The organism is Shewanella sp. SM29, from assembly GCF_025654245.1.
GTDB lineage: Bacteria > Pseudomonadota > Gammaproteobacteria > Enterobacterales > Shewanellaceae > Shewanella > Shewanella oncorhynchi.
In genome coordinates this window covers 57042-71659 of the sequence record NZ_JAKKRN010000013.1, presented here as the reverse complement: position 1 = coordinate 71659, position 14618 = coordinate 57042, and the positions used below count along the sequence as shown (strand labels likewise).

Annotated in this window: 11 protein-coding genes and 1 riboswitch; of the genes, 5 read left to right on the top strand and 6 right to left on the bottom strand. The window is 47.7% G+C overall.

Annotated features, from left to right (window positions below; translation table 11 throughout):
* The first annotated feature begins 86 nt into the window (after window positions 1-86).
* Complete coding sequence (gene queG / locus L5L77_RS11040; RefSeq protein ID WP_263181946.1) at window positions 87-1289, top strand: tRNA epoxyqueuosine(34) reductase QueG; 1203 nt, start codon at window positions 87-89, stop codon at window positions 1287-1289.
* Window positions 1290-1394: 105 nt separating this feature from the next.
* Here the strand turns inward: queG and metE are convergent, their stop codons facing one another.
* A complete protein-coding gene (gene metE, locus L5L77_RS11035) occupies window positions 1395-3665 on the bottom strand; it encodes a 5-methyltetrahydropteroyltriglutamate--homocysteine S-methyltransferase (RefSeq protein WP_263181945.1) in 2271 nt (756 codons plus the stop codon).
* Window positions 3666-3864: 199 nt separating this feature from the next.
* Between metE and L5L77_RS11030 the strand changes: the two genes are divergently transcribed.
* Window positions 3865-4770: a LysR family transcriptional regulator gene (locus L5L77_RS11030; protein WP_105250171.1), complete on the top strand. Its 906-nt coding sequence runs from the start codon at window positions 3865-3867 to the stop codon at window positions 4768-4770.
* 79 nt (window positions 4771-4849) lie between these two features.
* Here L5L77_RS11030 and L5L77_RS11025 read toward each other — a convergent pair whose 3' ends face one another.
* From L5L77_RS11025 to L5L77_RS11015, 3 genes are all read right to left on the bottom strand, one after another.
* The gene (locus L5L77_RS11025) at window positions 4850-5578 is read right to left on the bottom strand and encodes an HDOD domain-containing protein (protein ID WP_105250172.1); all 729 of its coding nucleotides are present in this window, start codon (window positions 5576-5578) and stop codon (window positions 4850-4852) included.
* A 279-nt stretch (window positions 5579-5857) separates the two neighbouring features.
* Entirely contained in the window at window positions 5858-7819 is a 1962-nt protein-coding gene (locus tag L5L77_RS11020) for a TonB-dependent receptor (RefSeq protein WP_263139612.1), read from the bottom strand.
* Between the two features lie 108 nt (window positions 7820-7927).
* Window positions 7928-8162: riboswitch (cobalamin riboswitch) on the bottom strand.
* A 134-nt stretch (window positions 8163-8296) separates the two neighbouring features.
* The gene (locus tag L5L77_RS11015; protein ID WP_263139614.1) at window positions 8297-9739 is read right to left on the bottom strand and encodes a hypothetical protein; all 1443 of its coding nucleotides are present in this window, start codon (window positions 9737-9739) and stop codon (window positions 8297-8299) included.
* 234 nt (window positions 9740-9973) lie between these two features.
* On the opposite strand from L5L77_RS11015, the gene rihA reads away from it, so the two are divergent.
* From rihA to azu, 3 genes are all read left to right on the top strand, one after another.
* Complete coding sequence (gene rihA / locus L5L77_RS11010) at window positions 9974-10930, top strand: pyrimidine-specific ribonucleoside hydrolase RihA (RefSeq protein WP_263177109.1); 957 nt, start codon at window positions 9974-9976, stop codon at window positions 10928-10930.
* A 19-nt stretch (window positions 10931-10949) separates the two neighbouring features.
* A complete protein-coding gene (gene rbsK, locus L5L77_RS11005; protein ID WP_106651895.1) occupies window positions 10950-11861 on the top strand; it encodes a ribokinase in 912 nt (303 codons plus the stop codon).
* 293 nt (window positions 11862-12154) lie between these two features.
* Window positions 12155-12631, top strand: coding sequence for an azurin (gene azu / locus L5L77_RS11000; RefSeq protein ID WP_028759449.1), 477 nt, complete (start codon window positions 12155-12157; stop codon window positions 12629-12631).
* Window positions 12632-12727: 96 nt separating this feature from the next.
* Here azu and L5L77_RS10995 read toward each other — a convergent pair whose 3' ends face one another.
* The gene (locus L5L77_RS10995; protein WP_263222714.1) at window positions 12728-13912 is read right to left on the bottom strand and encodes a DUF3103 domain-containing protein; all 1185 of its coding nucleotides are present in this window, start codon (window positions 13910-13912) and stop codon (window positions 12728-12730) included.
* Between the two features lie 380 nt (window positions 13913-14292).
* A complete protein-coding gene (locus tag L5L77_RS10990) occupies window positions 14293-14595 on the bottom strand; it encodes a DUF3622 domain-containing protein (RefSeq protein ID WP_105250177.1) in 303 nt (100 codons plus the stop codon).
* Window positions 14596-14618 lie beyond the last annotated feature (23 nt).

Sequence of the window (14618 nt, the reverse complement as noted above, 5' to 3'; positions counted from 1 at the left end):
CGCCCCCTTCTGAGTAAACTCGTCCTCAATAAGTGAAAACTGCTATCATATTGCCACCTAGCCAAGAGCCTCGCTGCAATCAATTCATGTCAACTTTAGCCAATCAAACCCCAAGCCAATCCTATGCCAGCATGCTGTCGCGGCTCGCTCTTCAAATTAAAACGTGGGGAAAAGCACTCGGATTTGCGCAGGTTGGCATTTGCGATACGGATTTAACCGCTGAAGAAGCCAAACTCCAAGCATGGCTAGACAAAGGTTTTCATGGCGAAATGGCCTATATGGCTACCCATGGCATGATGCGCGCTCGCCCGCAAGAACTGCATCCGGGCACAGTGCGGGTGATCTCCGTACGGATGGACTATTTACCACCCGAAGCTGGCTTTGCAACGAATCTCACCGATCCCAACTTAGGTTATATTTCCCGTTATGCAGGAGGTCGCGACTACCACAAGTTGATCCGCGCTCGACTTAAAAAGCTGGGAGATCAAATCAGTGCAGAGCTAGTTTCTCTCGGTTTCGATGCCGCTGACTTTCGCCCCTTTGTTGACTCAGCACCAGTACTTGAGCGCCCCTTAGCCGAAAAAGCCGGTATAGGCTGGACAGGTAAACACTCACTCATACTCAACCATGAAGCTGGCAGTTGGTTCTTTTTAGGTGAGCTACTGATCAATTTGCCGCTACCAGTGGATATTCCCATTCAAGAAGGCTGTAACACTTGTGTCGCCTGCATTACCTCCTGCCCAACGGGTGCAATCGTAGAACCTTATGTAGTCGATGGCAGACGCTGTATTTCCTATCTCACCATTGAACTGCAGGGCGCTATTCCTGAAGAATTTAGGCCACTCATGGGCAATCGCATCTATGGCTGCGATGATTGCCAACTCGCGTGTCCCATCAATCGCCAAGCGCCGCTGACTGAAGAAACTGACTTTCATATTCGTCCGCAGTTAAAGCAACCTGACCTTCTCAGCCTTTTTGCTTGGAGCGAGGCCGAGTTTCTTAAACAAACTGAAGGCAGCGCCATTCGTCGCATTGGACATAAACGTTGGCTACGTAATATTGCAGTAGCACTGGGTAACGCTCCCGCAAGCCCAAGCATTGTTGCCGCACTTAACGCCCGCAATCACAGCGAAGATATCGATGAGATAGTGCGTGAGCATATTGAATGGGCGCTTAATGCCCAGCAATCGCGCCTTGCTGAAAGCGCTGCAACTGAACAACAAAAAGCCCGCCGCAAAACCGAACGTATGGTGCGCATTATCGAAAAAGGCTTACCGCGAGATGCTTAAGTCAGTCGGCAATAAATAAAAGACAACGGATGCATAAGCATCCGCTGTTACTAATTCAACAAACTCAATAAGCTCAGTAAAAAAATATTTCACTCAAGCATAATATTAACCAAGGCGGCGACGTAGTTCTCGCGTGGCATCGACCATGTTTTTCAGTGCGGGTTCGACTTCATCCCAAGTACGGGTTTTTAGGCCACAATCTGGATTGACCCACAGCTGACGTACGGGCACTTTTTGCGCCGCTTTCTCGATTAAGTGCACCATGGCCTCCACACTTGGGGTGTTTGGCGAGTGAATGTCATACACACCTGGGCCGATTTCATTGGGATATTCAAAATCTTCAAAGGCGTTGAGTAACTCCATCCGTGAACGCGAAGTCTCGATAGTAATCACATCGGCATCCATGGCGGCAATCGCGGCAATAGTGTCGTTAAACTCGCTGTAACACATGTGGGTGTGGATTTGAGTCTCATCAATCACCCCAGCAGCGCTGAGTTTAAAGGCATTCACCGCCCAATCTAAATAGGCTTGCCACTCACTTTGTTTCAATGGCAGACCTTCACGGAAGGCGGGCTCATCGATTTGTATAATGCCAATGCCGGCATTTTGTAAATCCACCACTTCATCACGAATCGCCAGCGCCAGCTGAGTCGCAATCACATCGCGGCCGATATCTTCACGGGCGAATGACCAATGCAGAATCGTCACAGGGCCAGTCAGCATGCCTTTTACAGGCTTGTCGGTGAGACTTTGGGCAAACTCGGCCCAATCAACCGTCATCGCCTTTGGACGACTAACATCACCATAGATCAACGGCGGCTTAACACAGCGTGAACCATAGCTTTGCACCCAACCATTTTTGGTAAAGCCAACGCCCGCAAGCTGCTCACCAAAGTATTCCACCATATCGTTGCGCTCGGCCTCACCATGAACCAGCACATCGATACCGAGTTTAAGCTGGCGGTCGATAGTATCGCGGGTGACTTGTTGTAATTGCTCTGTATATTGTGCATCACTCAGATCGCCCTTGCGCCAACGACTGCGTAGTCCACGGATTGCAGGTGTTTGTGGGAAGGAGCCAATGGTGGTGGTCGGCAACAGAGGTAAACGGTATTTCTGCTGCTGCACTGCTTGGCGTACGGTGAAATCACTGACGCGCTCATAATCGGCAGATGTCAACGCGGCAACGCGGGCAATCACTTGACTGTCGGCAGCCTGCGCTTTCGCCTCGCGGCGCGCCAAACTGGTTTGCACAATCTCTTTTGCCGCGATAGATTCAGGTGCCAGTAGCAATTGGCGCACATTGGCCAGTTCAAGTAATTTTTGCTTCGCAAACGCGAGTTGTTGACGCAGCGCGGGCTCAAGCGTGGCTTCCACATCTAAATCCACAGGGCTGTGCAGGAGTGAGCAAGAAGTACCGATCCACAAGCGATCTCCGAGATCACGGGCAACCGCGCCTATGCGTTCGGCAATCAAATCCGCCTCTGCCGCCCACACGTTGCGACCATTGACCACACCCACCGACAAAATTTGATCTCGACCAAGCGCATGGGCAAAGACTGCCAATTGATCCGGCGCTGTGACTAAATCGACATGCAACCCCGCGACCGGCAAGGCCGATACCAGCGCTTGATGGTGTGCGATACCGCCGTAATAACTGGTAAGAAGGATCTTCACCTTCGCAGTGCTGAGGGCTTGATACGCCTCAGTCATCGCCGCTTGCCATTCGCCATCCAATTCCAATGCGAGAATGGGCTCATCGAGCTGTACCCATTGCACTCCCAGAGCAGCAAAACGCACCAAAATGTCAGCATAAGCAGCTAATAAATTGGGTAATAAGCTTAACTTATCAAACTCTTGGCCCACGGTTTTAGCAAGGAACAAGTAGCTAACAGGGCCGAGTAGCACAGGTTTTGCTTTATAACCTAAGGACTGCGCTTCGCTAACTTCATCAAAGAACTGCTCATAGGCAATCGAAAACTCTTGGTTTTGGCTGAGCTCAGGTACCAGATAGTGATAGTTAGTATTGAAATACTTGGTCATTTCAGAGGCTGGCGCATCTTGGCCCGTTGGCGCTCTGCCGCGGGCAACACGGAATAAAGTATCGAGATCGATTGCCCCTTCACCACGATGACGATCAGGAATGGCATTTAAAGTCGCGCTTAAGGTCAGCACTTGATCATAAAAGGCAAAATCACCTACGGGAACTTGCTCAATGCCAGCAGCAGCTTGCCACTGCCAATGGGTGCGGCGAAGTTCACTCGCCACTTCACGTAATTGTGCCTGAGTGCTCTCACCACGCCAGTATTTTTCTAAGGCAAATTTCAATTCACGACGACGCCCAATACGGGGAAACCCAAGACTATTTAATTGCATACTCTATCTTCCTTTATTTGAGATAAGCCATATTCGGCACTTACACCCACCAGATTATTTTCTCTTGGCACTTTTCAGCACTTCAGCCTGATAAATAACAATGGGCGTCTGGACGTCTAGAAGTTTATTGTGTTAGTCTCTATTCCAGCAACCGAATTGATTTCAAGCACAACATGAGCGAAATTCACTTGGAGTGAACATGATCGAACTAAGACACCTGCGAACCTTAATGGCCCTGAAAGAAAGCGGCAGTTTGGCGGGCGCAGCCAAAAAACGTTTTGTCACTCAATCCGCCCTCTCCCACCAGATTAAGGAGCTGGAGCAAAGGATTAACTCGCCCATTTTTGTGCGTAAGAGTAAGCCACTGTCATTCACCCAAGAAGGTGCACGCCTGCTGCATCTGGCCGAAGAAATTTTGCCTAAGGTGTTAGAAACCGAGACAGATTTGAAGAATGGGCTGGAAACCGAAACCAATCAGTTGCGTGTCGGCATTGAGTGCCATAGCTGTTTTCGCTGGTTAATGCCTGTAATGGAGCAATTTAGGCAAGATCATCCGGCAGCCGAGTTAGACTTGTCGAGCCGTCATCTGTTCGACTCGCTCAATGCCTTAGAAATGGGTGAACTGGATATTGTATTAACCTCAGATCCTGTGCCTGGGCATTCACTCGCCTACCAGCATTTGTTTGATTTTGAAGTGAAGTTAGTGGTTGCTAAGGATCATCCTTTAGCGAAAGAAGCCTATGTCACCCCTAAGCAATTAGCACACTTGCCTATTATCAGTTATCCAGTGCCGTTGACGCGTTTAGACATTTATCGCCACTTTTTAGAGCCTGCGGGCATAGAGGCGGGCGAGCAAAAAACCTGTGATTTAACAATGATGTTATTGCAACGCATCGCCTGTAAAGACGGCATAGCCGCACTGCCAAGTTGGTCGATTAATGAAGGACATGGACTGAGTCTCGCTACGGTGAAACTCGGCCAAGAAGGTCTAAAACGACCGCTATTTGGTGCCTATCGCCGCCACAGTGCTAACTCTGCATTGATCCAAAATTGGTTACAACTAGTGGCAAGGGAAGGTTTATCCCGCCAGCAGAAGACGAATTAATGCGGGTGACATAGAGTAAAAAGCCTGCGAATGCAGGCTTGTTTATTGAGTCAAATGACTATTTCATAGCATCGACAAATTACAGCGGATTCATCAACAATCCACGCATAGACAAGACACGGCGCAGTATCAACCCTGATGAATTAGGATTACGGGTCTGACGCAAATTATGGGCGATCATAAACTCTTGACGCAGATCCTGATCGAGATCTAACGCCTCGAACGCTTCGATGGTTAAGGTCTGTTGTTGATTATCAATCAATGACTTAATCACACTTAAAGGAAATGACTGTTCGGCATTAGCATTTAAATAGGCAAATGCGGTCAGTGCGATAATTTGGCCGAACACACTGAACAGAGCTAAGGTTTGTACTTCGTCAGCATCAACCTCCACACCTTCCATATCCGCTAAGCTATCTACCGCATCCGTTGCAATATCTTCAGTCAGCTTCCAATAACCTTGGACCAACTTTTTATAGGGCTGTGGCAGTTCATCGAGGCGTTCTTTTAAATAGAACGTAAAGGCGTAGCGATAGATATTAACTTGACCTAAGCGGATCAAAGCTTCTTTCAACGAACGAGTTTTGTGATTTTCCACTACAGCAGCCTGTGCGGAATTACTGCGCATAAGCATGTGCGCTGCCAATGCGGGATCGCTCGAGATAATGTCAATCACATTACGAATGTCGCCTTCAGCAAGGATCGCTTTTTTGAGTGGAATTAGAATCCCTCGGCGGCCAATCACTTGCTCTTCGTTCGCTATGATAGCTCTAACTTGAGTAAAAACCTGTTGCTCAAGATCAGTCATAAGACACTTTACACCTGTTTATTAACAATAAGATGATTCGGTTACAGCTCACATCATACCTAAAATACTAAGAATTTCAGCCATAAACAGCAGAGTAAAATATAAATTACTCCTATTTAGTGATGACTGCCCGCTAACACTATAGATAACGACAATTAAACCACTCTACTAAAACGATATTCAAGACTATACCTATTTTAAGATTTATTCTTTGAACTCAGCGTAAAAACTAAAAAGCCAGACTGAGTCTGGCTTTGTTATTAGATAGCTCATTAATATTTAGAAGCGGTAGCCCACAGTGAAACGAATATCACGGCCTCGACCTGAGTAATAACCATTATATGTTCCACCACCATAATAGCCTGCGCTAACATAATCTTTATCGAATACATTATCGATACGCAGACTGGCAAGCCAAGCATCACGATTATAATTCAAGGCTAAATTACCAAGCACGTAACTTGCTAGCTTATCACCTTGATTAGCGTTATCGCCTTCGATAAAACGATCACCCGTGTAGATAGCTTCGGCAAATACTTGGAAATGCTCAGCAAAATCCATGCTGACATAACCGCGTCCCGTGTGTTTTGCCACCCAAGACAGCTCTTTGCCATCGTTAGCACCATCGGTAAATTCGGCGTCGGTATAGTTATATTCCAGCCCTAACTGCAGCGCTTTAGTGATCTGCCAATCCCAATCGGCACCCGCGCCATAACGACGAGAAGCGTCGGCATTGACGTTTGCACCGTTGAAATTTCCACCTATGGGTTTAACTGCACTCGAGTCATAAACAATTTCATCCTCTAAATCGAGACGATATAGGCTGACTCGTAGGGTTTGACTAGCGACAGCCCAATCCCAACCCGCCTCATAGGAACGGCCTGTTTGCGGCTTTAAGCCAAATACGCCCGGCGATGTATAAGCTTGCTCATCCACTTTAGCAAAACGGAAGTTATCATCAGCGCGCACATAGAGTCTGTGCTCCGCAGTTGGTCGGTAATTTAAACCCAGTTCGAATGCATGGGCATTTTCATCTAAATCCATGCCATTAGGATAGACATTGCCATCGACTAACTCGTCGGTCACACGCGAATAACGACCACCCACAACGTAACTTAAAGTATGGCTTAAAGGCACTGTAGCTTGTAGATAGGCGCTTTGCATTTGCTGCACATTACTGCGCGCCATAGTGTCAAAATCAGCCTTGCCACGGCTGATGTCTAAACCTGTGACTAGGTTTAGCTCGCCTTGACGCGTACTGTAATTCGCTAACGCTTTAGGGCTAAACATTAACAGTGAGCGTGTGTTATGGCTGTTCGCCCCCCAATTAAGAGAAGACACTAAGGTATCGCTGTAATCTAAATCCGCCGCCAGCGCCCAGTTTTGATTAAGCTGATGCTGGTAACCCGTTCGCGCCGCAGTGGTCATCTCGTGGGCATACTCTACCTTATTTGATGAAGCACGGGGATCGTCTTTAAATTGCTTTTCAGTAAGCGAGCCCGGATTTTCACGATCGTTATCGTAGTAGCTGGTTTCAACAAAGAACGAGTCTGTGGCTGTTTTATATTGAATGCGGCCAAGAATAGAGCCGGTTTCGTTGGCATTATGCTGGCGATAGTTGTCACCTTGGTTGTAACTACCGGTGAAAAAGTAACGCCAATCTTTGTTGATCGCGCCAGACACATCACCACGACCTTCATAGGTATCAAAACTGCCGCCGGATAACTGCACGCTGCCGCCAGTATTTTCAGGGGACTTAGTGACAATATTAATCACCCCGCCCACGGCTTGATCGCCATAAAGTACACCTGCACTACCCGATAAAATTTCAATACGATCCACTTGATTAAGCGGAATGGCATTAAGGCTAGGTGCGGCGATATCGATATTATTGAGACGACGACCATCAAGTAAAATCAGCGTGTTATTAACGGCAGTGCTGGCGCTAAAACCACGCATCGCAAAGCTAGTTCCAATATTGTTATCCGAAATTTGAATACCGCTTTGACCGCGTAAGACGTCGGTCAAATTAGTCGCGCCACTCATTTCAATCGCGGCTGCATCAATCACATTCACATTGGCGGCAATATTTAAGGGGGTCTTATCAGAGCGGCCGATCACGACAAGATGCTCGTCAACTTTAGCTGTGCTGGTATCGTCAGCCGCCATAACGGGCGCGATAATTGAAAAACTGCAAAGGCTGCCAATCAGCAGCGCGATTTTTGTTGGATTTGTTCCCATTTTACCTTTAACTCCTGCAAGGAAAACGGGGCATTGACGCCACGATACCGTTAATTCAGTCGTAAATACTGACGGTGATTATCGCATTTTGAGATCTGCCCACCGAAATCTCAAAAACACCTTTAGGGCCGGTCTCCGGACTTAGGCTATGTTAATCCATTAAAGTTAGATTAACGCGAGACTGACCTTTCACATTCTGACTTTCGGGTTCACTCTTGAACACACCAATCAAACGCGGTCTTCTCTCACCTTTTACCGTTGCGGGGGCAGTGCCAGAATTTCACTGGCTTCCCGATTATCTCACGACACTATCATCGTAAGCACCACAGAAGGTTGACTCAAAATTAGGTTCAAAGGGCGTACAATCTGTTAACGCCCAACAAGGCTCAGAGCATATCAGACCTGAGCGCGCGCATTATAGACGTCTATACGGATGAAAGTCCATTAATCTCAAGTTAGCGAGAAAACTCACATGAGCTAGAAAACACCATCCCAGTTTTTTGCCGCAGGTTTTGGTCTGTCTTTGCTCAAAATCGCCTGACGCTGCTCAGGGGTTTCGCATTGGGCAACGGGAGTAAAATCCAGCGGTTTAATCACTAACGAGTCAGCAGGTTGCACTGGCGACTTGTCGAACATTGGCAAATTCATCGACCAAGAGACCAGCTCCCCCTTTTCGCTGATGCCAACATAACCGTCATTTGCGCCATCTAACCAAGTAAGGCGCGGAATACGTGCAATCAACTTCTCCACATTTTCACGGTTGGCGCGATAACCAACAGGCACCACTTTGCCATCGGGACGCGTAAACACAAAGGAGGCAGGCCCTTGGGTAATGATGCTGCCTTCCTGCCAATATTTATCAAGAATCTCTTGGGCATAGTGAAACCCAAACATATGAGCGTAATCAGTATCGTCGGCCACTATTTGCGGCACGGCCTTATCCCGCAGTAATAAAAAGCCTGAGCCAATGCTGATAATCTCTTTTACCCCTGTGATATTGGTTTTTTTAATCCAATCGACACCACAGTTAATCCCATCGCCCCAAAAATGCGCATCCCCCGTAGGACTTAAAATCGCAAAGGCACAATTGTTTGCCGTCATACTCGCCACATCCTTTAAGGCGCTGCGGATCGAGTAAGCATCACTGCGCCAACCCCAACTCACCACAGTGCCGTCCTTTTTCAAGGCGGCATAGGTGTGTTGAAAATATTCGATCTTCGCCACATCCGTAAGCTGCGGGAGTAACTTTTTCATATTGGTCGACTCTTCAACCTGCCCCCAAATCACCGCGCTACCTTCTTTTTTGAGGGCGACAAAACTGCGTCCTCTGGCAAAGATATCGACAACATCAACTAATTGATCCTGCACATGTAAGCTATTGCCGCCGTAGGGGCCATAACCCCAAGTGTGTACCTTGCCATTAGCATCAAGGGCCGCAATGGCCTCTTGATTAGCGAACAACTTGGTAATATTGGTCATGCGGTTTTGCAGGGCTTTGTCGAGGCTCAATTTCCCTACATTACCCCAGTAAACCACAGTGCCATCTTGACGTAGCGCGGCAAACCCGTCCTTAACTGGGACGATTTGCTTAACTTGCTTAAGCTGCTCCGTCACCTCCCTGCTATCACCGCCAGCATAACTGCCACCCCAAGTGATCACCTCACCAGATTGTGTTAACGCCGCAAAGGCCGAACTGTTGGTGACCACAGTCTCGACTGCGGGTAAATCACAGGGAATATGGCGATACTGTGGACTCGGATTTTCCTTAAATTGGATGAGTTTACCGTTATCAAACTGTAGCAATGACTCGTTATTACTTTCCACAACGGCCATAGGTTGAGGATCGCTACAGCCAGAGATCTGCATGGCAACCATGCCCACGAGTAAAACCTTAGGCCAAGTGATTCGATGAGTGAGCATTACTTATTTCCTTATATTTGCTTGGAGATGTCATTCAATGTTGTGCAGCGGACAGAGCGAGAATGGATTTACCTAACATCGCCTAATGTCAAAAATGGGCAGAATTCTAGCAGCTTGTTGATAAAAAGACGAAAATGCTCACAGTTTACTCTGCAAGTCCCCTACACAGGCTAGCGCCTAACTGATGGCATGCTATTCTAAGCCCCCATCACCGCTGTTTAAAGGAGTAACAGTATGACTCGCCCTATTATTCTGGATTGCGATCCCGGCCATGACGACGCTATTGCGCTCATTTTAGCTCTCGCCCATCCAGAGCTGGTTCCACTGGCCGTCACCACCAGCGCCGGTAACCAAACGCCGGATAAAACGCTCAATAATACCCTGCGGATCTTAACCTTATTAAATCGCAGTGATATTCCTGTCGCTGGCGGCGCCGTCAAGCCATTAGCTCGCGAATTAATCATTGCCGACAATGTCCATGGTGAAACCGGACTCGACGGCCCTGCATTGCCTAATCCAAGTTTTAGTCCTCAAGCCATTACCGCAGTTGAATTAATGGCGCAGCAAATTCGCCAAAGTCATCAGCCAGTAACCTTAATTCCCACAGGACCACTCACCAATATCGCGCTTTTGCTCGCCAGCCACCACGAATTACACGCCAAGATCGAACGCATAGTGCTAATGGGCGGTGCAGCCGGTGTCGGCAATTGGACACCAGCCGCCGAGTTTAATATTTTTGTCGACCCGGAAGCTGCCGATATCGTCTTTAAATCCGGTATTCCCATCACTATGTGTGGGCTCGATGTGACTCATCAGGCGCAAATCATGGATGAAGACATAGAACGCATTCGCGCGATTCAAAATCCAATTGCTCAGTGCGTCGCCGAATTATTGGATTTCTTTATGATTTACCACAGAGATCCTAAATGGGGCTTTATTGGTGCGCCATTGCACGACCCCTGCACGATCGCTTGGTTGCTTAAACCTGAGCTATTTGAGGCGCAAGATTGCTGGGTAAGCATTGAAACCCAAAGTGAGTTGACCTTAGGCATGACAGTGGTTGATCGCTATCAGCTAACAGGTAAAGCCGCCAATGCGACTGTGCTGTTTGGGATCGATAGGCAAGGCTTTGTCGATTTACTGGTAGACAGTTTACGCGTCTATGATGCAACTTATCTCAATCGCAGATAAAAATGACAGTGAGTCTTCTATGAGCCAGATACTCGTTATCGGCAGTGCAAATGCCGACCATGTGATGAAATTTGAGTACCTGCCCGCTGCAGGGCAAACCTTAATGAGCCGAGATTACCGCCTCGAACAGGGCGGCAAAGGGGCCAATCAAGCCGTCGCCTGCGCGCGCTTAGCCAAATCAGGTTCACGCACTGATTTTATCTGCCATCTCGGCCAAGACAGTATCGGCGATGATATGCGTCAAAGCTGGATGAAAGATGGCATCAGTGCAGAAGGGATCCGCCAAATAACCGGACTGAGCACTGGCACTGCCATGATTTTTATCGGTGATAACGGTGAGAATACGATTGGCGTTGCCGCAGGTGCCAACGCCAGCCTTTCACCCGATGACTTAGAAGCTCATTACGCCCTGTTTGCTAATGCGGAGTACTTGTTAACACAATTGGAAACGCCCGCTGCCACAGTGGCAAAGGCGCTGCAAATAGCCAAGAATCTTGGCGTGACGACTGTACTAAATCCTGCTCCAGCGACGGCACTTGGCCAAGATGTACTCAAGTGGGTAGATATTATTACCCCCAATGAAACCGAAGCAGAAGCCTTAACGGGAGTTGAGATCAACCATATTGATGATGCACACATGGCAGCGCAACTTCTCCACCAGCAGGGAGTAAAGATTGTGGTCATTACCTTAGGTAGCCGTGGCGCATTTATCAGCAGCCCAGGTTTTAATGGGCTAATACCTGCGTTTGAAGTGCAGGCCATAGACACAGTCGCCGCAGGGGATACCTTCAATGGCGCCTTAGTTGTGGGCTTAAGCGAGGGCATGTCGATTGCTGCAGCCGTGGGATTTGCCAATGCAGCCAGTGCCATTACTGTCACTCGCCCAGGCGCACAACGTGCGATTCCCTATCGACAGGAGCTTTCGTACTAAAAACGTAAGACGTTCTGAAGTAGACGCCCTGCGTTAGAACAAAAAATTATAATTTATAAATCAAACACATAAATAATAGTTCCTGAGTACTTAGTTCACTCCAAATAAGTACTCACCTATGTTTACCGCTAACAATTTTGCCGCCAATAACGATGCAAGCTTTCAACCTAAAGTTGCATATACATAATTTACACGCTGATTTCATTCCCATTTAATGAAGATTGCTTATGCTAGCAGGTGCATGTCCGAGTCAAAACGGCTCGGCTACCCTTGTTCAAATAAGGAAGTACCAGATGAAAGCAAAAAGCACAGCTTTACGTAACGTGACCAGCACTAGCCTAATCGGCCTAGGATTATTATTCGCTAGCCAAGCGAGTGCCAACGAATGTGAACTGAAAATTGCCGCCACTGATGCAATGCAATTTGACACTAAAGAGCTGTCTGTACCTGCAAGCTGTAAAGAAGTGACCTTAACCTTAACCCACTCAGGCACCTTGCCAAAAGCAGCCATGGGCCATAACTGGGTATTAACTAAGGCAGCCGATATGTCAGCAGTAGCAACTGAAGGCATGAGTGCCGGTCCTGATGCAGCCTATGTCAAAGCCGGTGATACGCGCGTTATCGCACACACAGATTTAGTGGGCGGTGGCGAATCAACGTCGATCACCTTTAGCACTGCCGGTATGAGCGCCACCGAAGCCTACCAATTCTTCTGCAGCTTCCCAGGTCACTGGGCGATTATGCAAGGCAGTTTCAAGTTAAAAGCTTAAAGGAATGGCTTAGCCTCACCTTAAGTTAGCCAATAAAAAGCGGATCTTAGGATCCGCTTTTACATTTCAGCCATTGCATTTAGCCGCACTAATCCATCATGGTCTTGGTTGGATGACTAATGGCGCAAAGCTCGTCATCGCATTGCCGTTAGCTCCGTTCAAGTTAGGATATTCAACCCCTTCCTGTAAGGTGTAATACACGTCGACAAAGTCATCGTCATTGGTGAACCAAGCATCCGGCATCACACTTAAAATACCATTGGTGATTTGCGGGATCAGCGCATAACCCTGAGCTTCAGGATCGGGGATCGACTTTAAGATCTGCTCCGCCGCTTCCAACAGCTTAGTGGCCAACACTTTATAGTTAGTACCATCGTCATGCTCCATTAAGATCATGTCCGCAGCCGCCCAACGATAACGCTCCCAATGGATGATGATTTGATTCGGATAATAGGTCGTATCCGCATAATCTAAATAGGGCATTTCGACGATATCGAGCACAGGCTCTTCACGGCTCGGGGCAACCCCTGTCACTATACCGTAAATTTCGGCACGACCAGAAATCCACGGCTCATGGTCATCCTTCAAGGATATTTGTTTGATCACTGTGGTTGAAATCGGCTTGTCTGCCACCGCCTGTGTTTGCGCACGGCTCAGTAGCGCGCCCTCTTTTTTCGCTGACTGCGCCTCGGCAAATGTCGCCCGCATCACCTCTAAGCCAGCCACAAAGGCTTTTTTGCTATCGATACCGACCACAAACACTGGCTGCTGCGGCAGGTTATACACGTCTAATTGATGCACTTGCCCATGAATATCAAAGGCTTCAATATAATCCCACTGACTCTCGTCACCATCGGGCTCATAGGCAAATAAAGGAGACTCACCTTGCTGCCATGGGGTTAACATGGTTTCATCCGCCAGACGCACTTGCACCAGAGAATCCGCTTTAGCACTTAAGCCCTTCACTCGGCGAATTGATGCATCGGCTTTGGTGATCACATGATCATTGAGCCTATGTTGGGACAGAATGTCATCGGCATTTACTGCCAACTGATACTGGTTTATTTCAGTCTGTAAGATAGGCGCGAGCTGCGCATATTGATGGCTTAAATCTAACGCCAATGCCCGTTTAGTATTGGTTAACTGCGCTTGTGCATCCAAAGTCGAATCCTTTAGCGACGCTTGTAGTAAGCGTAACGCCTCTCCATCTAAGGCTTGGCCATAACTCAGGGTTGCCGAAGCCGACAAACACAGCAATAAACTGGATTGAAGTAGTTTCATAGGAGTTCCCTTACCTTGATAAAGTTAAACGTGCGTTCGAATTCCTTACATATGAGCACAGAGCAGCATCTAAGTAAATCAAATGATAATAGTTATCGTTAATTATTAATGGTATAGAGTACGTAATCCCGGCTAAATACGATAAAAACAAGCTAATGACAGCATCAACAGATCAGTCCAGCCGAACAGTGTGTATGAAGATAAACGAGGAAATAGAATGAAATGAATTGATATGCGCAGTTTCGCGAGCGACAAAAACACAAAAGGCAGATCTTAAGATCTGCCTTCTGCTGTTCATCGCCAGAGTGACGTTTCAGAACCCGTTATGCGCGCCCTAACAGTCACACAGGCTTGATAAGACAAGGTTAAACGAATGAGTGTTACTCTTCGTCGAAATCATCTTCATCAAGATCTTCGGCATCAGTTGCCGCTTCAGCCGCTAATGCTGCGGCTAATTTTGCTTTAGCTTGTTTCTCTGAGCGACGTTTATTGCGCTCAGTTAACGTGCCTAAAAACACTTGTAATTCAGTTAAGCCCCAAGCTTGCGCTTCGGCTTCAGTCGCAAAGCCATCGTGGCTCTTAGACACAACTGTTTTAGTTGATGTCATGCGACGAGTGATTTCAGTTTTCCAACCGTTGTCGCCCTGTGTCACGCGAAAATCGTATTTTTTGCCCTTGCTCATTCTGCTCTATTTCCTAAATGATG

Coding starts and splice junctions, on each gene's coding strand:
- queG (WP_263181946.1), top strand. CDS start 87: ATGTCAACTTTAGCCAATCAAACCCCAAGCCAATCCTATGCCAGCATG.
- metE (WP_263181945.1), bottom strand. CDS start 3,665: ATGCAATTAAATAGTCTTGGGTTTCCCCGTATTGGGCGTCGTCGTGAA.
- L5L77_RS11030 (WP_105250171.1), top strand. CDS start 3,865: ATGATCGAACTAAGACACCTGCGAACCTTAATGGCCCTGAAAGAAAGC.
- L5L77_RS11025 (WP_105250172.1), bottom strand. CDS start 5,578: ATGACTGATCTTGAGCAACAGGTTTTTACTCAAGTTAGAGCTATCATA.
- L5L77_RS11020 (WP_263139612.1), bottom strand. CDS start 7,819: ATGGGAACAAATCCAACAAAAATCGCGCTGCTGATTGGCAGCCTTTGC.
- L5L77_RS11015 (WP_263139614.1), bottom strand. CDS start 9,739: ATGCTCACTCATCGAATCACTTGGCCTAAGGTTTTACTCGTGGGCATG.
- rihA (WP_263177109.1), top strand. CDS start 9,974: ATGACTCGCCCTATTATTCTGGATTGCGATCCCGGCCATGACGACGCT.
- rbsK (WP_106651895.1), top strand. CDS start 10,950: ATGAGCCAGATACTCGTTATCGGCAGTGCAAATGCCGACCATGTGATG.
- azu (WP_028759449.1), top strand. CDS start 12,155: ATGAAAGCAAAAAGCACAGCTTTACGTAACGTGACCAGCACTAGCCTA.
- L5L77_RS10995 (WP_263222714.1), bottom strand. CDS start 13,912: ATGAAACTACTTCAATCCAGTTTATTGCTGTGTTTGTCGGCTTCGGCA.
- L5L77_RS10990 (WP_105250177.1), bottom strand. CDS start 14,595: ATGAGCAAGGGCAAAAAATACGATTTTCGCGTGACACAGGGCGACAAC.